The organism is Streptomyces sp. NPDC001401, assembly GCF_042895385.1.
Classification (GTDB): Bacteria; Actinomycetota; Actinomycetes; order Streptomycetales; family Streptomycetaceae; genus Streptomyces.
On sequence record NZ_JBIAWI010000013.1, the window covers coordinates 97,078 to 115,981 of the forward strand.

The 18,904-nt window shown below is 68.9% G+C and carries 20 protein-coding genes and 2 pseudogenes; 14 read left to right on the plus strand and 8 right to left on the minus strand.

Going from position 1 to position 18,904, the window contains the following annotated elements; all coding sequences use genetic code 11:
* Window positions 1-386: 386 nt before the first annotated feature.
* Window positions 387-821: pseudogene (locus ACFY10_RS35525) on the plus strand (MFS transporter); the annotation flags it as partial.
* Between the two features lie 209 nt (window positions 822-1,030).
* Entirely contained in the window at window positions 1,031-1,291 is a 261-nt protein-coding gene (locus ACFY10_RS35530) for a hypothetical protein (RefSeq protein WP_390669357.1), read from the plus strand.
* A 63-nt stretch (window positions 1,292-1,354) separates the two neighbouring features.
* On the opposite strand, the gene ACFY10_RS35535 is transcribed toward ACFY10_RS35530, so the two are convergent.
* Complete coding sequence (locus ACFY10_RS35535; protein WP_390669358.1) at window positions 1,355-2,005, minus strand: DUF305 domain-containing protein; 651 nt, start codon at window positions 2,003-2,005, stop codon at window positions 1,355-1,357.
* 88 nt (window positions 2,006-2,093) lie between these two features.
* Window positions 2,094-2,507 (minus strand): DUF6153 family protein, encoded by a 414-nt coding sequence (locus tag ACFY10_RS35540; protein ID WP_390669359.1) that lies wholly within the window; start codon window positions 2,505-2,507, stop codon window positions 2,094-2,096.
* A gap of 109 nt (window positions 2,508-2,616) precedes the next feature.
* Between ACFY10_RS35540 and ACFY10_RS35545 the strand changes: the two genes are divergently transcribed.
* The 8 genes and pseudogenes from ACFY10_RS35545 to ACFY10_RS35580 form a co-directional block, all read left to right on the plus strand.
* Entirely contained in the window at window positions 2,617-2,838 is a 222-nt protein-coding gene (locus ACFY10_RS35545; protein WP_390669360.1) for a heavy-metal-associated domain-containing protein, read from the plus strand.
* A gap of 95 nt (window positions 2,839-2,933) precedes the next feature.
* Window positions 2,934-3,302 (plus strand): BlaI/MecI/CopY family transcriptional regulator, encoded by a 369-nt coding sequence (locus ACFY10_RS35550; RefSeq protein WP_361254786.1) that lies wholly within the window; start codon window positions 2,934-2,936, stop codon window positions 3,300-3,302.
* A complete protein-coding gene (locus ACFY10_RS35555) occupies window positions 3,299-4,204 on the plus strand; it encodes a M56 family metallopeptidase (protein ID WP_390669361.1) in 906 nt (301 codons plus the stop codon). The genes ACFY10_RS35550 and ACFY10_RS35555 overlap by 4 nt, the downstream gene beginning before the upstream one ends.
* A gap of 155 nt (window positions 4,205-4,359) precedes the next feature.
* Entirely contained in the window at window positions 4,360-5,385 is a 1,026-nt protein-coding gene (locus tag ACFY10_RS35560) for an NlpC/P60 family protein (RefSeq protein WP_390669362.1), read from the plus strand.
* A gap of 32 nt (window positions 5,386-5,417) precedes the next feature.
* On the plus strand, window positions 5,418-6,290 hold the full coding sequence (locus ACFY10_RS35565; RefSeq protein WP_390669363.1) for a F510_1955 family glycosylhydrolase: 873 nt from the start codon (window positions 5,418-5,420) through the stop codon (window positions 6,288-6,290).
* A gap of 113 nt (window positions 6,291-6,403) precedes the next feature.
* The gene (locus ACFY10_RS35570) at window positions 6,404-6,949 is read left to right on the plus strand and encodes a hypothetical protein (RefSeq protein ID WP_390669364.1); all 546 of its coding nucleotides are present in this window, start codon (window positions 6,404-6,406) and stop codon (window positions 6,947-6,949) included.
* A gap of 104 nt (window positions 6,950-7,053) precedes the next feature.
* A complete protein-coding gene (locus ACFY10_RS35575; protein WP_390669365.1) occupies window positions 7,054-7,713 on the plus strand; it encodes a TetR/AcrR family transcriptional regulator in 660 nt (219 codons plus the stop codon).
* A 74-nt stretch (window positions 7,714-7,787) separates the two neighbouring features.
* Window positions 7,788-8,282: pseudogene (locus tag ACFY10_RS35580) on the plus strand (sensor histidine kinase); the annotation flags it as partial.
* On the opposite strand, the gene ACFY10_RS35585 reads toward ACFY10_RS35580, so the two are convergent.
* The 4 genes from ACFY10_RS35585 to ACFY10_RS35600 all read right to left on the minus strand — a co-directional run bounded on the left by ACFY10_RS35585 (window position 8,240) and on the right by ACFY10_RS35600 (window position 11,959).
* Window positions 8,240-8,923, minus strand: a complete 684-nt coding sequence (locus ACFY10_RS35585) for a DUF2218 domain-containing protein (protein WP_390669366.1) — start codon at window positions 8,921-8,923, stop codon at window positions 8,240-8,242. The pseudogene ACFY10_RS35580 and the gene ACFY10_RS35585 overlap by 43 nt on opposite strands.
* Window positions 8,924-8,951: 28 nt before the next feature.
* Window positions 8,952-9,581, minus strand: a complete 630-nt coding sequence (locus ACFY10_RS35590; protein ID WP_390669367.1) for a class I SAM-dependent methyltransferase — start codon at window positions 9,579-9,581, stop codon at window positions 8,952-8,954.
* Window positions 9,582-9,851: 270 nt separating this feature from the next.
* The gene (locus tag ACFY10_RS35595; RefSeq protein ID WP_390669368.1) at window positions 9,852-11,477 is read right to left on the minus strand and encodes a multicopper oxidase family protein; all 1,626 of its coding nucleotides are present in this window, start codon (window positions 11,475-11,477) and stop codon (window positions 9,852-9,854) included.
* Between the two features lie 74 nt (window positions 11,478-11,551).
* A complete protein-coding gene (locus tag ACFY10_RS35600; RefSeq protein WP_390669369.1) occupies window positions 11,552-11,959 on the minus strand; it encodes a DUF6153 family protein in 408 nt (135 codons plus the stop codon).
* A gap of 210 nt (window positions 11,960-12,169) precedes the next feature.
* Between ACFY10_RS35600 and ACFY10_RS35605 the strand changes: the two genes are divergently transcribed.
* The 4 genes from ACFY10_RS35605 to ACFY10_RS35620 all read left to right on the plus strand — a co-directional run bounded on the left by ACFY10_RS35605 (window position 12,170) and on the right by ACFY10_RS35620 (window position 17,242).
* Window positions 12,170-13,381: an Ig-like domain-containing protein gene (locus ACFY10_RS35605; protein ID WP_390669370.1), complete on the plus strand. Its 1,212-nt coding sequence runs from the start codon at window positions 12,170-12,172 to the stop codon at window positions 13,379-13,381.
* Between the two features lie 89 nt (window positions 13,382-13,470).
* Complete coding sequence (locus ACFY10_RS35610) at window positions 13,471-14,340, plus strand: DUF5134 domain-containing protein (protein WP_390669371.1); 870 nt, start codon at window positions 13,471-13,473, stop codon at window positions 14,338-14,340.
* Window positions 14,341-14,556: 216 nt separating this feature from the next.
* Entirely contained in the window at window positions 14,557-14,850 is a 294-nt protein-coding gene (locus tag ACFY10_RS35615; protein ID WP_390669372.1) for a heavy-metal-associated domain-containing protein, read from the plus strand.
* 109 nt (window positions 14,851-14,959) lie between these two features.
* Window positions 14,960-17,242: a heavy metal translocating P-type ATPase gene (locus ACFY10_RS35620; protein ID WP_390669373.1), complete on the plus strand. Its 2,283-nt coding sequence runs from the start codon at window positions 14,960-14,962 to the stop codon at window positions 17,240-17,242.
* 106 nt (window positions 17,243-17,348) lie between these two features.
* On the opposite strand, the gene ACFY10_RS35625 is transcribed toward ACFY10_RS35620, so the two are convergent.
* Window positions 17,349-17,666, minus strand: a complete 318-nt coding sequence (locus ACFY10_RS35625; protein ID WP_390669374.1) for a metal-sensitive transcriptional regulator — start codon at window positions 17,664-17,666, stop codon at window positions 17,349-17,351.
* A 412-nt stretch (window positions 17,667-18,078) separates the two neighbouring features.
* A complete protein-coding gene (locus ACFY10_RS35630; RefSeq protein ID WP_390669375.1) occupies window positions 18,079-18,882 on the minus strand; it encodes a hypothetical protein in 804 nt (267 codons plus the stop codon).
* Between the last annotated feature and the right edge of the window lie 22 nt (window positions 18,883-18,904).

Genomic DNA, 18,904 nt, shown 5'->3' on the forward strand with positions numbered 1-18,904 from the left:
CGGTCCGAAGGGTCGCCAGACCAGGGCGGTAGGAACGCCTCATTATAGGACGAATAAGGCGCTAAATATGCAAATGGGAAGATAGGGGATATCTACGGCGTGCCCACGGCGCGGGGGTCGAAGCGGGGGCTTGTGCTGAATGGGGACATCTTGGCCGGTGCACGATGACGCCTTAGCGGGGCCCCGAGGAGGTTTGCTCCGTATCGGCAGGTGAGAGCACCTGTGACCGTGCACGGACGGCCGTGGCCACGGTGATCGCGCCGAGCGGCGCGCCGCCGGAGGGCCGGGCACCATATTCCGCGCACTGTCTGACATGGCGTCGCCTGGCAGTGGCCGCAGGCTTCCTCGGGCTGTTGAAGTCACGCTCCGTCCGGCTGCTGATGGGGATGACCGCGTTCGGGTGGGCCCCGCTCAGCGTGACCGCCACCGTCTCCATCTACTTCGGCGTGCACGTCATGGGTTTCACCGAGGAAGAGGCGTCGCTCGTCATGCTCACCTGGTTCATCGCCGGCCTCGCGTGGCTGCCGCTGGTCAGCCACCTGACGCACCGCTGGGGCAAGAAGCAGACCTACGGCGCCTTCACGATGTCCTGGGCCTTCGTCCAATCACTTTTCCTCCTGGTCGACGCCGGTGACCTGGTCCTGTTCTGGGTCCTGATCCTGATCAACGCGGCCGGGGGCATGGCAGTGGCCGTCACCGGATGGGCGATGCTGGCCGATCTCACGGACGACGACCAGCTGCGCACCGGCGGAACCCGCCGCGAAGGCGCCATATACGGCCTTGGAGCCTTCGCCCAGACCGGCCTGGCTGCGGTCGCGATCCTCCTGGTCGGCATCGTGCTGTCCGCCGTCGGCTACCACGGCGGTGATGACCCCACTCCCCGGGCTGTCATGCCGCCGCTGCCTCCCGAGCCTCAGACGGCTCTTCCCCTCGCCCTCACCCCACCGGAGACCCCCACCGCCGTACTCACCGCCCTGGTCGTGTCGGTGACCCTGCTCGCGCCGGCAGCGCGATCGTCTACCCCTTCGAGATGGACACGGTCGTCACGCTCTCCGGCAATCGTCTCGTCGCCACCCACTACGGCCTGTACAACACCGTCTCCGGCCTTGGCATCACCCTCGGCAACTTTTCCATCGGCGCCCTGTGGGACTTCGCCGAACGACACGACGCCCTCTGGCTGCCCTGGTGGGCCCTGGCCGCCACAGGGTTCGCCTGCGCGGCCTCCGTCGCTGAGCTCGCGCGCAGCGGACGGCTGGTCGCGCGGGAGGAGGAGCGGCTCGCTCCCCTCTGACGCCGCAGGAAGGAGGTGTGGCTGTCGCCGTACGACGACGGCCACACCTCCACTGGCGATGCGTCAGCTCTTGCCGAGCATCTTGTTCATCTGCTCGATCTCAGCCGTCTGGGCTGTGATCACGTCGTCCGCGAGCTTTGCGGCGGGACCGTACTTGCCGTCGGACTTCTCCGTCTTGGCCATCGTGACGGCGCCCTGGTGGTGCTCGACCATCATCCCGAGGAACATCTTGTCGAACTCCGTGCCGGAGGCCTTGTCCAGCTTGTCCATGTCGGCGCTGCTCATCATGCCGGGCATGGCGGAGGAGGTGTCGTGGTCCATCCCGGGCATGGAGGACGACATGTCCTCGGGGACCTCCTCGCCCCATGAGGTGAGCCAGCCGGACATTGTCTTGATCTCCGGGTCCTGCGCTCCCTTGATCTTCGCGGCGAGGTCCTTGACCTCCTGCGAGGAGGCGCGGTCGGCGGCCAGATCGGCCATGTCGACGGCCTGACGGTGGTGCTGGATCATCTCCTTGGCGAAGGAGACGTCCGCGTCGCTGTGGGCGCCCGCCTTGGCCGAGGCGAGCGCGGACGGGCTGGAGTCGGAGTTCATCGACCCCATGTCGTGACCGCCGCTGTCGTTGTCGCTGCCACAGGCGGCGAGCACGACGGCGGCCACACCGGCGGTGACGGCGAGAGCGGTACGACGGACAAGGCTGCGGTGTGCAGTCATGGTTGAGCTCCTGCGTTCGGATCTGTTGAAGGGCATGCCGGAGCACGGCGCCGCGTCCGCAAGAGCGTGCGGCGATGTGCGGGCCGTTCTAGATCCGCAGGAGTTGGAGTTCGGAGAGTGAGGGCGGGGCGCGACCGCCGTCAGGGCCGCTGCCGAAAGGAGAGGCGCCCGCAGGCGGCTGCTCGGCGCACGACGCCACGTCGGGCAGCAGTACCGGCACCACCACGGGAGTCCCGGCGACGGACGCGGAGGCACAGGTCGCGTCCGCATGGTTGACGTGGCCACTGCAGCCGCCGTCACCGTGATCACATTCACCCGGCATCGAGGCCCTGACATCCGTGTGCGCAGCCGCCGCCATCCGGTGGTGTCCGGAGTCAGCTGCGTCGCCGGGGACCGGCCCGAGACCGTGCATGCCGAGCAGTCCCAGCAGAAGCGTGCACACGAGCAGCACGCAGGACCGCAGCGCCAACTGCGGTCGGGCGAGCTGTCCGGGGCCTGTCACGGCCCCACCGTAGGCACGGATCATCTGCCCCTTGCATCCCGGACGTCACCGGAGTAGACACGGATTGTGATACCCACCCAGGGTATAGCAGGCTCTGGCGGGAGGGACCGTGTCCGACGTACTGACGACCGAATACAGCGTGTCCGGCATGACATGCAGCCACTGCGAGAACGCCGTGAAACAGGAGGTCTCCGCACTCGAATCCGTCGTTGACGTGCGGGTCGACGTCCCAACCGGCCGCCTCACCGTGACATCCGCCACCCCGCTCGACGACACCCAGGTGCGCGAGGCGATCGACGAAGCGGGTTACGAACTCACCGGGCGGCTGTGATCCCGCCGTTGGGCCCCGAAGGCCTCGCAGCTCGGCCGTCTACTATGGCCCTGCGTACTCGCTTGCGCATTCGGTGGCGAAAGGAAGTCGGGGCCATGCGGCGGCTGGGGGACCTCGAGGCGGAGATCATGGACCGCTTCTGGACGTGGAACCGTCCGGCGACGGTGCGTGAGGTCGTCGACGACATCAACAAGACCCGTCCCGTCGCCTACACCACGGTGATGACCGTGACCAACATCCTCTACAACAAGGGCTGGCTGCTGCGAGGCAAGCACGGCCGCGCCTGGCTGTACTCCCCGGTCCGCAGCCGCGAGGCATACGCGGCCGCACTGATGGAGGACGGCCTGGGGGAGAGCAAGGACCGTCCCGCCGCGCTGGTCCACTTCGTTGAGAGAATGTCCGAGGAAGAGGTGGCCGCCTTGCGCAAGGCCCTACGAACCGTGGGACGACAGGCGAAGCCGTGAACGCGGCCCCCGTGTTGCTCGGCTACACGGCGATCGTGGGCTTCCTCGCACCGCGCCTGCTCCTCCGTGCGGGCTGGCCGTACCGGGCCCCCGCCCTCGCGGCGGCCGTGTGGCAGACCCTGATGGCCTCGTTTGCGATCGGTGCTGCGCTCGCCGCCTACAACCTGGCCATGCCCACCGAGCATCTGCACGCGGGGCTCATGGGTCTACTGCACTCCTGCGGAATGCACGTCAGTGCGGGCGAGCCCGACCTCGGCACGGCGCATCGGCTCGCTGTCGCCCTGCCCGCCGTCATCGGCATCGCCCTGGTCTCGAGCTTCGCCTTCCACATCGTACGAGCCCGCCGGGCGCGGGCACGGCATCGCGAGGCCGTGGACCTGGTGGGCCGCCACTCCGCCGGCCTGTCCGCCACCGTTCTGCCGTACGGCATCCCCGCCGCCTACTGCCTGCCCGGCCGCCACGCCCGCATCGTGATCAGCGACGCGGCCGTACGGGAGCTCACGCCAGAGCAGATCGGCGCCGTACTGGAGCACGAGCAGGGCCACATCGCAGGGCGCCACCACCTGGCCCTGGCCGTCGCGGAGGCGTTCCACTCGGTGTTCCGCCGGCTGCCCCTTGCCCATCACGCGCGGGAACAGACGGCGCTTCTGCTGGAGATGGTCGCCGACGACCGGGCCCTGCGGCGTCACTCCAGCGAGGCGCTGGCCACGGCGATGTACGAGATGGCCGTCGCCCGCACGCCGGCGGGCGCCTTCGCGGCGGGTGGGCACACCGTCCTGATCCGCATGAAGCGGATCCTCGGCCCGCGCCAAACCACTCACCCTGCCCTGTGGGGGTGTGTGGCCGCGGCGACCGTAGCGGTCCCTCTGCTGCCGCTGGTGGTCGCCTGTCCACTCGGTTGACCGACAGCGAGTGAGGCCGCTGTCACTCCGGACCCGGTTGCGCCCCAACTACTAAGCTACTAAGTTCTAACGGACTTGCCGCCGACGTCGCGGCACCGTCCCGACGGCCGCATCCCGTCCCTCGGTACACAGACGCGCAGAGGAGCCACCTCACGATGGGAACGCACCGTCGGCCGAAGCCGCCCAGCCGCGCCCGGATAGCCACCCTCGGCGTTGCAGCCGGCGCGGTGAGCCTCCTCCCGGCGCAGAGCGAGGCGGCCCCGAAGCCCACGGTCGACGAGGTGCGCAAGCAAGTCGAGAAGCTCTACGAGGAGGCCGAGGCTCCCACCGAGGAGTACAACGGCATCCTCGAGAAGCAGCAGAACCTGCAGCGTGAGGTGGACGGCGCACAGGACAGCCTGGCCCGCAAGCAGCAGGAGTTCAACGAACTCCGCGAGAAAATAGGCCCGTTGGCCGCCGAGCAGTACCGCAGCGGGGCCATCGACCCGAGCGTGCAGCTCTTCCTGTCCAGCGACCCGGACGACTACCTCGACAAGGCCGAGGCGCTCGGCCGTACCGGAGACCGGCAGGCCGCCGCGCTGCGGGCACTGCAGAGCAAGCAGCGCGAACTCGCACAGGAACGCGCGGACGCCGCAAAGCAGTTGAAGGACCTGAGCGAGGCGCGTACCGAGGCCGCGAAGAAGAAGGACGAGGTCCAGGGCAAGCTCACCAGGGCCCGCAAGCTCCTGAACAGCCTGACTGCCCAGCAGCGCGCCAGGATGGACGCCGCCCAGGACCGCGAGGACGCCGCCGCGGGCACCAGCGACGCACCCGCCAGCTACAACGGTCCGGCCAGCGGTCGTGCGAAGACGGCCATCGAGTTCGCGTACGCCCAGCTCGGCAAGCCCTACGAGTGGGGTTCGACCGGCCCCAGCTCCTACGACTGCTCGGGCTTGGTGGGCGCGGCCTGGCGCTCGGCCGGTGTCTCACTGCCCCGCACCGTCAAGCAGATGTACGACGCCGGCCGCAAGGTGGCGCAGTCGGACCTGCAACCCGGCGACATCATCTACTGGTACAACGACAGCCAGCACAACGGCATTTACATCGGCGACGGCAAGGCGATCCACGCCCCGCGCACGGGCAAGAACATCGAGATCACCCAGGTCAGCTACATGCCGTTCTACGCCGCCACCAGGCCCTGAGCACCAACACCCGCACCACCTGAGGAACTTCCGTGCCTGCACGTCCGACCGTCCGCACCCCGTTCACGGTCGCGGTGACCGCACTCGCCTCTCTGGTTCTCGCAGCTTGCGGGGGTGGCGGGTCCTCCGACACGGGCGAGGAATCGGCAGCGTCCCACTCGGAGTCGGCGCTCTCGCACGTGCACGGCCTGGGCGTCGACCCCGCCGACGGGCGCGTGTACGTCGCGACCCACGACGGCCTGTACACGATCGCCAAGGGGCAGAAGCCGAAGCTCGTCGGCGACCGCCGGGACGACTTCATGGGCTTCATGGTGACCGGCAAGAACACCTTCATCGCCAGCGGACACGGCGTCGAAGGCAGCGACCGCCCCGGAAATCTCGGCCTGATCCAGAGCAGGAACGCCGGCCGTGCCTGGACGTCTCAATCGCTGTCGGGAGAGGCCGACTTCCACTCGCTGGACTTCGCGAAGGGCACGCTCTACGGGTACGAGGGCGGCCGGATCCGGGTCAGCACCGACCTCAAGGAGTGGGACGACCGGGCGACGCTGGAGGCCCTGGACCTCGCGGTCGGCCCCTCGGGCGACAGGCTGCTGGCGACCACGGCCGATGGCGTGGCCACGAGCACCGACGGCGGCCGCACCTTCCGCAAGGGCGCCGGGCCGGTCCAGGCGTTCGTGTCCTGGCCCGCGCAGAAGGCCCTGTTCGGCATCGACACCTCCGGAAAGCTGAGCACGAGTCCGGACGGCGGCACGACGTGGAAGCAACTCACGACGGTGCCCGGCGGACAGCCCCAGGCGCTGACCGCCATGGACGCCGGCCACGTCCTCGCCGCGACGATGGCAGGCGTGTACGAGTCGCGCGACGGCGGCAAGACCTTCACCCAACTGGCGCTGCTTGCTTCCTGAGTTCTCCGCCGCAGTCGGTCAAGGCTTCGCCATGTGACACCGGTGGCTGAGTGGGCGGGAGTTACCCGACGTACTAAGGGAGTAAGTAGAACGCCCCGGCGAAGGGAAAATCCGTGATCCAGCAACGCATCGTCTTCCTCTCGGCCGCAGGGCTCGCCGCGGCGCTCCTCCTGGGGGCGTGCGGCAGCTCGACGGACCAGACCGCCGCCGGTATGAGCCCTGGCAGCACCGCTCCGGTCGCCACGGCCGCCTCGGAATCAGCGACCTCCGCACCGGCCGGCAGCGGGCACATGGCCACGACCACCATGCTGATGGCTAAGACGGTCAAGGGCATGGGCAGCATGGTGACCGATGGCAAGGGGATGACCCTCTACCGCTACGACAAGGACCAGCCGACTCCGTCCAAGTGGACATGCGCGGGTGAGTGCACGAAGACGTGGATGCCCGTCATGGTCCAGGACTCCGTACAGACCATGGGGGTCGAGAAGAGCCTTCTCGGCACGGTCCACCGGGACGGCATGAAGCAGCTCACTCTCGGCGGCTGGCCGCTGTACCGGTACATGGGCGACACGACGGCCGGACAGATGAACGGCCAGGGCAAGGACGAGGCGTGGTATGCCGTCACCCCGTCCGGCAAGAAGTCCACCATGACGAGCTGACCTGCGGATTCCCTTGATTGGCGGCGAGGCTGCACGGTTTCCAAGACACAGTGTTACGGGGCTGACCGGGGTGTATGGACAGCGCCACCGCGTACACTGTCGGGGTGCCGAAGCTGTGGACCGAGACGATCGAAGAGCACCGGCGTACGGTGCGCGACGCGATCCTGAACACCACGGCGGAACTGGCCGCCGAGCGCGGAGTGCGGTCGGTGACCATGTCACAGATCGCCGAGCAGGTCGGCATCGGCCGGGCCACGCTGTACAAGTACTTCCCGGACGTCGAGACGATCCTGCTCGCCTGGCACGACCGCCAGATCGCTGAGCACCTGGGACAGCTCGCGGAGGTCCGCGACCGGGTCGACGGCGCCGGCGAACAACTCGAAGCGGTTCTCAGGGCGTTCGCTCACATCTCACGCCAGTCCCGCGGGCACCACGGCGCCGAATTCGCGGCCTTCCTGCACCGGGACGAGCGGGTCGCCCACGCCGAGCAGCAGCTCCACGGCATGATCCGGGACCTCCTGGCGGCAGGCGTGCAGGCCGGCGACTTCCGGAACGATGTCGCACCGGACGAACTCGCGGCGTACTGCCTCCACGCCCTCTCGGCAGCTGCCACCCTGCCTTCCGATGCGGCCGCCGACCGCCTCGTCGCGGTCACTCTGTCCGGGCTCCGCGCCGGGAAGCCCGTAGCTGACGATCCGAAGCCCGCGAGCCGACGCGCACGCCCCCGCCATCACGACCCCGGCGCACAGCACTCCGGTCACTGAACTTCCCCGGCTGTTTCCGCAGCTCCGCATTGCTCTGGCAGCGGACTCCTCTAGTTATTGCAGGGAATCCCACGGCAAGAGAAGCCGGGGCCACGATCCGGCGCCTCAGCGTTCAGACGCTGGACGAACTGCAGCACATGGTCAGCGTCCTGCGGGCCTCCGGAAGTCGGCCCACTGAACTGATCCCCCAGCCGTCCCTCGCCGACCTCGAGCGACTGGTCGGCAACAGCGGTATCGAGACCGAACTGCGGACGAACCTGCCCGACGACCTCCCACCGACCGGTCAGCGCGCCGTCCACCGCACGGTCCAGGAGGCGTTAACGAACGTACGCAAGCACGCCCCCGGCGCGACCGTCGCCATCTGCATTCAGCACGAGAACGGCACCATCAATGTCGCTGTCACCAACTCCGCTCCTACCCGGCCCGCTCTCCCGCTGCCCGGCGCCCAGCACGGCCTCGTCGGCCTGCACCAGCGGGCCGAACTCCTCGGCGGCACCATCACTTCCGGCCCCACGGCCGACGGCGGCTACGAACTCCGCCTGGAACTGCCTGTCCGGGGTGATTCGTGACCCGACCTGCGCTTCCGGGTATGCAGGTGGCCGTGGCGGGCGGCCAGAGTCCCGATGCCGATGACCTTCGCGAGGACGACCACTAGAACAACGGCACCGGCGCCCCAGCCCAGCCACCGCGAAGCCGCCAGCACGGACCCGCCGAGTACCAGGTGGGCGACGATGATCAGGGCGACGACTCCGCCGACCACCCCGAAGGACCAGCGCCGTTGCGCTCCCATGGGGTGCTGCTCCTCCCGAGGCTGAGACCCTGCTACCGAGTCGGGTTCGTCCGGCTGCAGGTCGGTCGTCCCAAGCCGCTGCCAGGTGACGGTGAGGCGATCGCGCCTGCCGATCTTTTCGATGCGTCCGGCGACGAGCTTCTGGAGCCGCTGCAGGTCTTCCTCTGTGTCGGCCTCGGCTCGCAGCGTCAGCGCCTCTGCGGTGGCCTGCATGGTCCACTGGCCCAGGCTCACACGCACGGTCCCGTGGGTGTCCGTCCACTCGACGTGATGCACTTCCGGGGGCCGATGCGCGTCACCGCCGCTGTGGGCGCGGGCCCCGTAGTGGGAGCGCCGGCCCATCTGTTGGGCGTGGCGGCAGAGTTGGACGAGGTAGCGGCTCGCGCGCTCGGTTTCGACTCGGGCTTCCGCGGTCAGCATGGTGTTCCTCTCCGGGCCTCTCACTGGATCAGGTCCTGGTGAGGGCGACGAGCCAGGCCCGGATGCCGTCCGGGTCGGTAGTGATGTCGATCGTGCTGGGTTCGATGGAATCGATACGCCATCCCTCGGCGAACGCTGCCTCGATCTCGTCCCGCGCGAGCTTGTGCACCCGTCCCCACTCGCCGGGCTGCCGGTCGCTGAAGCACAGCATGAAGTAGCTGCCACCCGGCCGTACGACCGCTCGCAGGCTGTCGACGTAGGCGGTGCGGTCGGCGTCGCCGAAGATGTGGAAGAGCCCGCAGTCGAGCACGGTGTCGAAGTTGTCGCGGAGATCGGCCAGCTTCAGGGCGTCCCAGGGCAGGAACCTCGCCGTGCGGCCCCGCTCGCGCGCCTTCTCCTCGGCGGTGCGTAGGGCCCGGGAAGCGAGGTCGACACCCGTGGCGTCCAGGCCGAGGCCTGCGCACATGAGCACGTGCTCGCCGGTTCCGCAGCCGACGTCCAATACCCGGCCCTGGATGACGCCCGCCTTGGCGAGCGAGAGGAACGCCGGTTGCGGCCTGCCGATATCCCAGGGCGGCGGGCTGGCGTACAGGTCGTCGAGCCCGGACGGTTCTGCGGAATCGGGGTGGTGGTGCGGGTGACGGAGTGAGCCGGCCATGCCGGTGTCCTTCCCGTTGCGTCTGGCATCCCGGGGCCTTGTCCGGCTGCTCGTGACGACCACAAGCTTTATCGAGACACAGTGTCTCTGTCAATCCATGTTGTCTCGATCCTGGCGTCGTGTCGACGGCTGTGGTGGCGTGGCTCCGGGGTGCAAGGCGGCCACGTGTACGGGGGCGCGTGCAGGGCGGAGGACCGAAGAGCTGCCCACACGGCGTCCGGGCGGGTTCGTCGGCGGCCGACGAACCCGCCCGGATGGCGCGAGTGAAGGTCAGGCCTGGTAGGCCACGTTTGCCATCATCCCGGCCTCGCCGTGGTAGGCGTTGTGGCAGTGCAGCATCCACTGGCCGGGGTTGTCGGCGTCGACGAAGACGGACAGCTTCTTCTTGGGCAGCACGATCGCGGTGTCCTTGCGGGGTCCCGAAGCGCCGAGCTGGTACGTGTGGCCGTGCAGGTGCATCGGGTGCCACATGTCGGTGTCGTTGACGAAGTCCAGCCGTACGCGCTGGCCTTCCTCGATGAGGATCGGGTTCGCCTCGGGGGCGTTCATGTCGAACGGCGTGCCGTTGATGGCCCAGTTGTACTTCGTCATGCCGCCGGTCAGCTTGATCCGGTGTGTGACGTCGGTCTTGGCTGACTCCAGGCGTACGTCGTCGGCGGCCCGCAGCTGGGACGTCGTCATGATCATGCCGTTGAGTTCCTTCGGGCGTACGGTCGCGGACGGCTTGGTCCCCGCGCCCGTACGCACCAGAGCCAGACCGTTCGCGTTCTTGCCCTCGGCTAGCGCGACGAGCGGGAAGACGCCGTCGCCGAGGGTGACCAGGACGTCGTAACGCTCGCCCATGCCGACCAGCAGGGCGTCCACCTCCTGGTGCTGGACCGGGAAGCCGTCGGTATGAGTGATGGTCAGCCTGTGGCCGCCCAGGGCGACGCGGTAGGCGGTGTCCGAACCAGCGTTGATGATCCGCAGCCGTACCTTCTTGCCGGGTTTGCCGGAGTAGACGTCCGGGTCGGTCGCCACCCGGCCGTTGATCAGGTGGTGCGGGTACTTCACATCACCGGCGTCGCCGCCGAGCAGGTCGCTCTCGGCGCCCATGAGCATGTACTTCATCGACATGCCGCTGGAGGAGGAGGTGGAGGAGGGGGATGCGGAACCGCCCATGTCCATCCCGCCCATGTCCCCCATGTCGTGGCCGTCCATACCGCTGGAGTTCGAGCTGCTGGGGCTGCTCGATCCCATGTCCATCCCGCCCATGCCCTGCTTGAGCTCGGCAAAGACCTCGTCAGGCGTGCCGGTGACGCCGTCGACCCAGTCGTCGAGGAGGACGACCCATTCGTCGTCGTAGCCCAAGGTCTCCTTGGGGTCCTCGACGATCAGCGGGGCGTACAGGCCGCGGTCGAGCTGGACACCAATGTGCGGGTGGAAGAAGTACGTGCCCGGGGCGTCGGCGATGAAGCGGTACGTGAACGTCGAGCCGGCCCGGACGGCGGTCTGGGTGGCGGGCGGCACGCCGTCCATGTCGTTGCGCAGCGCGATGCCGTGCCAGTGGATCGACGTGGTCGTCTTGTTCGGGAGCTGGTTGGACAGCTCGGCGACCAGGGTGTCGCCGACGGACAGCCGGACCTCCTTGCCCGGGGTGCGCCCGTCGAAGGCCCAGGTCTTGGGCATGACGCCGCCGCCCAGGTCGATCATCGCGGGGGCCGCGGTCAGGGTGAGCTTCTGCTGTCGTCCGGTGCTGGTCCGCTTCTTGTCGGCGGCGGCGACCGCCGAGCCGGACGGGTTGACGAGACCCTTGTCGCTGCCGGAACCGGAGCCGCTGGTGCAGGCGGCGAGCGCGCCGACGCCCGCGGCACCCAGCCCGGCGAGCAGGACGGAGCGACGGTTGATGCTGTTCATGGGGTTGTGTCCTCTGACTCGAAACTGCCGATGTGGTCGCGGGGGACGGCACATCGCGCGCCGTCCGGCGCGGCCTATATGCGCAGTTGAGAGAGGACGGAGAGGTCGGGTGGGGCGCGGCCGACAGGTGCGGCGCCGAGAGCGCGCCCGGCTGTGGCCTGCCGCAGTTTCATCAGTGGATCGAACGCGGCCTGGGCGGGTGCGGCGAGCTGCACGGAGGCGACACTCGCCGCGGTGCAGTGCTGCATGGTCGGCATGGCGCACGTGCCGTCATCGGCGCTGTGCGCGGATGCGCCCGAGACGGACGGTGCCGTCCCGGCCGGCATGGTGTGAACGGCGTGAGCCGTGTCCGGCATGGAGGAGACGTCCATCGCGGGCGTCTCGTGGTGGACGAGCACGGCCAGCGCGACGCACAGGGTGAGGAACACCCCATACGCCCAGCGGGCGGCTATGCCGCCGCCGCGAGCCGACCGAATCGTCATGCGCTCCACCTGATGGATTGGGATTGCCGGATCTGCATCTTACCCCCAGGGGGTACCTCGGGCGTCTGGCGCTGCCCCATTCGGAGGCAGGCCGTCGACCTCCCGGGGCGCCGAGCATCGAGTGTGGCGGCAGGCGCGAGGGGGAACCGGGAAGCCTTCCTGATCGTCTACTAAATCACTTAGGTCTTAGGTCGATCGAGGGGGAGCCTCATGCGACAACGGCCGACACCGCGGCTCGTCCGCCGGATTGCGCAGCCGGTCGCACTCGCCTCGGCCGCCATCGTTGTCCTTGCCGGATGCAGCGGGGGAGGCAAGGCGGACGGTGGTTCGGGCAAGGCGAGGGGTGACAAGAACAGCGAACCGCCCTCGATAGTCGTGGAGCCCGGCAGCGCGAATGCCAAGGTGCCGGTCAGCCGGAAGGTGACGGTGCGCGCCCAGGGTGGGTCCTTGTCGTCCGTCGAAGTCACCTCCCCCGGTCCGGGCGCACTTTCCGGCACCTGGTCGAAAGGCAAGTCTGTGTGGACCTCCACGACACCGCTCGCCCCGGGTGCCACCTACACGGTGAAGGTGAACGGCAAGGCGTCCGGCGGATCGAACCTCAACAAGACCGCGTCCTTCACCACCGAGGCGCCGAAGAACCCGGTCGTCGGCGAGTACTTCCCCGACAAGGGCACGACGGTCGGCGTTGCGATGCCGGTCTCGATCACCTTCAACAAGCCGATCCATGACAAAGCGGCCATCGAGCGGAAGCTCCACGTCACCGCCTCCCCCGCGGTCGAGGGTGCCTGGAGCTGGATGAAGGACCGCAACGGCAAGGACCGCATCGACTACCGCCCCGAGAAGTACTGGAAGCCGGGCACCGACGTCACCCTCCGCATGGATCTCGCGGGCGTGAACGCGGGAGGCGGCGTGTATGGCACGCAGCAGCGTGTCGTGAACTTCACCATCGGCGACGCCGTGACCAACACCGTCGACGTCAACAAGAAGACCATGACGGTGGCGAAGAACGGCCGGTTGCTGCGGACCCTGAAGGTTTCCAGCGGCAAGAAGGGCTTCGAGACCTGGAACGGCACGATGGTCGTGCTGAGCAAGGTGCCGACAATCCGCATGAACTCCCGGACGGTCGGCATCTTCGGCTCTGAGGCGTACAACCTCGGTTCCGTGAAGTGGGACGTCCAGCTCACCCCGTCCGGCACTTACGTTCACGCGGCGCCGTGGAACGCGGGCAAGTTCGGCGTGGTCAACGGCAGCCATGGCTGCATCGGCATGAGCACGGCGGACGCCAAGTGGTTCTACGAACAGGTCCACCTCGGCGACCCGGTCACCGTGGTCCACTCCGTCGACACCGTGGCGGTCAACAACGGTTACGGCGACTGGAACGTCGGCTGGGAGGCCTGGAAGAAGGGCAGTGCCCTCGACTGACGCGCCGGTTCAACACCGTCTCCTGAACACCGCCCGGCCCTGGGGCGTACTAAGGGCGTTAGCAGTTGACGTCCTTCAGGATGGTGAACATGGCAACTCTGGCGCTCAGTTGGACCGTGGCGGCGGTCGCCGTTCTGGTGGCCGCCGTCAGCGCGGTGCGGGTGATGACCACCAGTGGCGAGATCCGGTTCGCGGCGGGCGGCGACCTGCTGATGGGGCTGTGTATGGCCGCCATGGCGCTGCCGGCGACAGTGGGCTGGTATGCGGGTTACGGCATGTGGTGGGCGGTGGCGTTCGGCGTCCTCGGGCTCGGGGGCGTGGTGATGGCGGTCAAACACACGCGTGCGTGCGGGTGGAGAGAGGGCCGTCACTGGGTGCACCTCATTGTGGGCAGCGCCGGGATGGTGATCATGACGCTCGCTATGACGAATACGTCGTCTGGGCCGGTGCTGGCCCTGGGCGGCTCCTCCATGGCGCACATGCCCGGTATGGAGGACATGGCGGGCACGACCAGCGCGCACGGGATGGCCGGCATGGAGTCCATGGAGGGGATGGATTCGATGCAAGGGATGGACATGTCGGGGATGACGCGTGCCGCCGCCGACGCAGGTTCCTCCGCGGGGTCCGGTTCCGTGTGGCGGTTCGTGATCGCTGGGCTCGCCGTGTACTTCCTGCTGTCGATCGGCGCGTCGGTGTGGGCGAGGGCCAGGGGTGCTGGTCCGAGCCGGCGGGGTGCCGACTCGCGGTTCGGCTGGGTTCGGTGGCTGCTGGCCATGCCGGACACGGTGCTCGTCTTCCTGGCGTCATTGACGCTCGCGGTGTGGGGCAGGGCAAGGTCTGCGGAGCGGTCCGAGCGCGGTCGGCGCCGCAAACTCGGGGCCGCGCCGGACGCGGCGCTGGCGGCGCACATCGGCATGGGCGGGACCATGTCCGCGATGCTGTTGATGATGGCCGCGTGATCGCCGGGAGTCGTTGACCGGCTCGGCGACGGGGCTTGATCCCGTATTGCCTTCACGCCCGCGCGCGTGCCGCCCGGTCGCGGAGGAGCCGTGTGAACGGCGCCACAGGCGGATGGAATACCCCCAGGGGGTATAGTGTTCTCGTTGCTGGGAGGGGTCGGGGAACGACGCCCTTCCCGGAGAGCGACCCACGCATCCACACCCTGAGGGAAAACCATGACTACTGAGACGAACTCCGGCTCCTGCTGCGGCACAGGTTCCTGCGGCTCCGGCGCCACGGTCGACGTCCAGGGCGCCGGCGTCACCACCGTCTACAAGGTGTCCGGGATGACCTGCGGCCACTGCGAGGGCGCGGTCTCCCAGGAGATCTCCGCGCTCGACGGCGTCACCGCGGTCACGGCCGTCGCCAAGACCGGCGAGGTGACCGTCATCTCCGCCGCCCCGCTCGACGAAGAGGCCGTCCGCGCCGCCGTCGACGAGGCCGGCTACGAACTCGTCGGCCAGGCCTGAAGGCTCCGCCGGGGCGGGCCCCGGCAACGCGAGAACCCTCCCCGCGCCGGGGCATGCCGCTCCGCTCATACGGACGCCGTACGTCCCGGCCTACCCAGGAGATACGCCCATGACCAGCACGGCTCCCGAGAAAGCAGTCCCCGAGGCACCACCCGCGCCCGCCCATGAGGTCGAGCTCTCCATCGGCGGGATGACCTGCGCCTCCTGCGCCGCCCGCATCGAGAAGAAGCTCAACCGCCTGGACGGCGTCACCGCGACCGTCAACTTCGCCACCGAGAAGGCGAAGGTCGCGTACGCGGGAGGCGTCGAGGTGGCCGACCTCATCGCCACTGTCGAGAAGACGGGCTACACCGCCGAAGAGCCGCCCCCGCCCGTCGCCGCCACCGCGATCGAGGGAGAGACGCAGACCGCCCCGGCGGCGGACGGCGAGCTGCTGTCGTTGCGGCAGCGTCTGTATGTGTCGCTCGTGCTCACGGTGCCCGTCGTCCTGATGGCGATGGTGCCGTCCCTGCAGTTCGACAACTGGCAGTGGCTGTCGCTGACGCTGGCCGCACCGGTCGTGGTCTGGGGCGCCTTCCCCTTCCACAAGGCCGCCTGGACGAACGCCCGGCACGGTGCCGCGACCATGGACACCCTGGTGTCCATCGGCACACTCGCCGCGCTCGGCTGGTCGGTGTGGGCGCTGTTCTGGGGCGACGCCGGGATGCCGGGCATGCGGCACGGCTTCGAGCTCACCATCTCCCGTGGCGGCGGCTCCTCCTCCATATATCTGGAGGCCGCGGCCGGCGTGACGACGTTCATCCTCGCCGGGCGCTACCTGGAGGCGAAGTCCAAGCGCAAGGCGGGTGCGGCACTGCGGGCACTGCTGGAGCTGGGCGCGAAGGACGTCTCCGTGCTGCGGGGCGGCAACGAAGTGCGCATCCCGGTCGCACAGTTGGCCGCCGGGGACCACTTTGTCGTACGGCCCGGGGAGAAGATCGCGACCGACGGCACCGTCGTCGAGGGCACGTCCGCGGTGGACGCGTCCATGCTGACCGGCGAGTCGGTGCCGGCGGACGTGACGGTGGGGGACATGGTCACCGGGGCCACGGTCAACGCGGGCGGTCGGGTCGTCGTCGAGGCCACCCGCGTCGGCGCCGACACGCAGCTCGCGCGGATGGCACGGCTTGTGGAGGACGCGCAGAACGGCAAGGCCGAGGTGCAGCGGCTCGCCGACCGGATCTCAGGGATCTTCGTTCCGGTGGTGCTGCTGATCGCAGTCGGTACGTTCGGAGCGTGGCTCGGGATCACCGGCGACACCGTCGCCGCGTTCACCGCGGCCGTCGCGGTGCTGATCATTGCCTGCCCGTGCGCCTTGGGGCTCGCCACCCCGACCGCGCTGATGGTCGGCACGGGCCGGGGCGCTCAGCTGGGCATCCTCATCAAGGGCCCCGAGGTCCTGGAGTCCACGCGCCGCGTCGACACCGTGGTCCTCGACAAGACCGGCACGGTCACCACAGGCCGGATGCAACTCCAGGACGTGTTCACCGCCCCCGGTGTGGACGAGAACGAACTGCTGCGGTTGGCGGGCGCGTTGGAGCACGCCTCGGAGCATCCGATCGCGCAGGCCATCGCGGCCGGTGCGGTCGAGCGGGCCGGCAGCCTGCCGGTGCCGGAGAACTTCGAGAACGTCGCCGGTCTTGGCGTCCAGGGTGTTGTCGACGGTCACGCGGTTCTCGTCGGGCGGGAGAGGCTCCTGGCGGAGTGGGTCATCGACTTGCCTCAGGGGCTTGCCGAGGCCAAGGCGGCCGCGGAGGCTGAGGGACGTACGGCAGTCGCCGTCGCCTGGGACGGCGAAGCGCGCGGTGTCCTCACCGTCGCCGACGCGGTCAAGGAGACCAGCGCCGAAGCGGTGGCCGAGCTGCGCAGGCTGGGCCTGAAGCCGGTCCTGCTGACCGGCGACAACCAGCTGGTCGCCGAGTCCGTGGCCAGGGCCGTCGGCATCGACGAGGTGATCGCCGAGGTCTTGCCGCAGGACAAGGTGGACGTCGTCAAGCGGCTGCAGGGCGAGGGCCGTACCGTCGCGATGGTCGGTGACGGCGTCAACGACGCGGCCGCCCTCGCCACCGCTGACCTCGGCCTGGCCATGGGTACCGGCACGGACGCTGCCATCGAGGCGGGCGATCTCACTCTCGTACGCGGCGATCTGCGCGTGGCCGCGGACGCGATCCGCCTCTCCCGCAGGACCCTCGCCACGATCAAGGGCAACCTCTTCTGGGCCTTCGGCTACAACGTCGCGGCCCTGCCGCTGGCCGCCTTTGGAATGCTCAACCCGATGATCGCGGGCGCCGCGATGGCCTTCTCGTCGGTCTTCGTGGTGACCAACAGCCTGCGGCTGCGGTCCTTCAAGTAGGTGCGCGAGCAGCACCGTTGACCGAGGTGCCCGGCCGGAATGGCCGGGCGCCTCCGTGTTGGAGGCCTTCGGAGGATCCGGCCCGGCCTGACACCACAGTTGAGGGTCAAGTGCGCAGGAAGCGGGCGATGGCTTGGGAAGCCTCAGCCACTTTGTCCTGCGCTTCGTCCCCTCCAGCGATGGCGGCTTCCTGGACGCAGTGCTTCAGGTGGTCTTCCAGCAGTTGCACGGCCACCGCCTGGAGGGCCTTGGTGGTGGCCGCGACCTGAGTGAGGACATCGATGCAGTACTGGTCTTGCTGCACCAGGCGCTGCAGGCCCCGGACCTGGCCTTCGACGCGACGGAGCCGTTTGAGGACGGCATCCTTGTCATCGCTATAACCCGGCGGCGTCTGCTCCGCCACGGTGTGCTCCGGCTGCTCCATACCTCGTAAGGGTATCCGTCTGATCCTCTGCGCTGGATCTTGTCCAAGGCCCGCAGACCCCTGAGCCCGGCGCCGCCTGCCCTGGCGGACTGACCTCGTGACGACGGATTGCGCCGGCGTGCGCTTCGGGCCCGCGACATGGCGGTCCGCCACAACAAGATGTGGAGATGGAGTGCATCGTCGGAGACCGCACGACCGGAGAAGAGACCCGGCGTCTCGCGTACCCAGTGGAACCTGCACGTGACTTCCCTGCACGGCTACATGACGTCGATGCAAGGCGGACACCGGGCCATCAGGCGAAGGACGGCAGCGGAAATCACTGCGCGCACTCGGGTCAACTCTGCGATGACACCCGTCGCAGCTCAGCCGAGGCTCTCCGGGGCTCACGGGGTGGGCCAGCCACCGCTGTGGGTTACCGCTGGCTGGTGGCGATGTAGGTGCCGTGCCAGGTGTGATACCAGACCTGGCCGGTGGAGGCATTGACGGACAGCATGCCGCTGATCTTCCCGTCCTGCATGGTGTGCAGTGTGTAGTAGCCGGGGTAGGGTTCCGGGTCGCCCGCAGTCAGTGTGTTGCTGTGGGCACGAAGCCACCGCTGGGCAATGCTCTGGGCCTGCGCGGCCGAGACCCGGGTCTGGCTCTGGCTGCCGTAGTGCATGCCGTAGTCGGTGTTCCACATCATCGCCGGCCCGTACTCGATCTGTACGGCGCCGTCGGCGGGGTTGATCAGGACCTCGGTGGCCGGGTGGCCGTCGGCGGTCTGCAGCTCGGCGTAGAAGTTCCGGGAGAACTGCATGACTTCGCCGACCTGCAGGCCGAGGCGGTCGGCGAACGCCGTCGCCCGCTGCCGGGCCTGGCTGAGGGTCTGCGCCTGGCTGCCGGTGCCCGCGAGCCACCAGTTGCCCATCATGTGGGGGCCCATCATGCCGGGCCCCCACGAGCCCTCGTCGCCGCCCATCATGCTGGAGCCCGAGCCGCTGCTCCACATGTCCGGGCCCCACCCGCTGGTCGGGCCGGCCGGGGTGGGAGTGCGTCCGGGAGTGGTCGATGTGCCGCTGACCGGGGCGGTGGGGCTGGCCGAGGCGGTGGGGGTACGGCCGACGGTCGCACCGGTGGAGGCGCCGCCGTTCCCGCCGCACCCGCCGAGGGCCACCGTGCCCGCCAGGGCCAGGGCCAGGGCCGCCACAGTGGCGGCACGTGCATGCGTACGGATCACGGTCTTCACCTCTGCGGTTCGT

Excerpts from the sequence above, each read along its gene's own strand:
- ACFY10_RS35530 (WP_390669357.1), top strand. The coding sequence starts at position 1,031 with ATGGACACGGTCGTCACGCTCTCCGGCAATCGTCTCGTCGCCACCCAC.
- ACFY10_RS35535 (WP_390669358.1), bottom strand. The coding sequence starts at position 2,005 with ATGACTGCACACCGCAGCCTTGTCCGTCGTACCGCTCTCGCCGTCACC.
- ACFY10_RS35550 (WP_361254786.1), top strand. The coding sequence starts at position 2,934 with ATGCGGCGGCTGGGGGACCTCGAGGCGGAGATCATGGACCGCTTCTGG.
- ACFY10_RS35560 (WP_390669362.1), top strand. The coding sequence starts at position 4,360 with ATGGGAACGCACCGTCGGCCGAAGCCGCCCAGCCGCGCCCGGATAGCC.
- ACFY10_RS35585 (WP_390669366.1), bottom strand. The coding sequence starts at position 8,923 with ATGCTGACCGCGGAAGCCCGAGTCGAAACCGAGCGCGCGAGCCGCTAC.
- ACFY10_RS35590 (WP_390669367.1), bottom strand. The coding sequence starts at position 9,581 with ATGGCCGGCTCACTCCGTCACCCGCACCACCACCCCGATTCCGCAGAA.
- ACFY10_RS35595 (WP_390669368.1), bottom strand. The coding sequence starts at position 11,477 with ATGAACAGCATCAACCGTCGCTCCGTCCTGCTCGCCGGGCTGGGTGCC.
- ACFY10_RS35600 (WP_390669369.1), bottom strand. The coding sequence starts at position 11,959 with ATGACGATTCGGTCGGCTCGCGGCGGCGGCATAGCCGCCCGCTGGGCG.
- ACFY10_RS35605 (WP_390669370.1), top strand. The coding sequence starts at position 12,170 with ATGCGACAACGGCCGACACCGCGGCTCGTCCGCCGGATTGCGCAGCCG.
- ACFY10_RS35610 (WP_390669371.1), top strand. The coding sequence starts at position 13,471 with ATGGCAACTCTGGCGCTCAGTTGGACCGTGGCGGCGGTCGCCGTTCTG.
- ACFY10_RS35615 (WP_390669372.1), top strand. The coding sequence starts at position 14,557 with ATGACTACTGAGACGAACTCCGGCTCCTGCTGCGGCACAGGTTCCTGC.
- ACFY10_RS35620 (WP_390669373.1), top strand. The coding sequence starts at position 14,960 with ATGACCAGCACGGCTCCCGAGAAAGCAGTCCCCGAGGCACCACCCGCG.
- ACFY10_RS35625 (WP_390669374.1), bottom strand. The coding sequence starts at position 17,666 with ATGGAGCAGCCGGAGCACACCGTGGCGGAGCAGACGCCGCCGGGTTAT.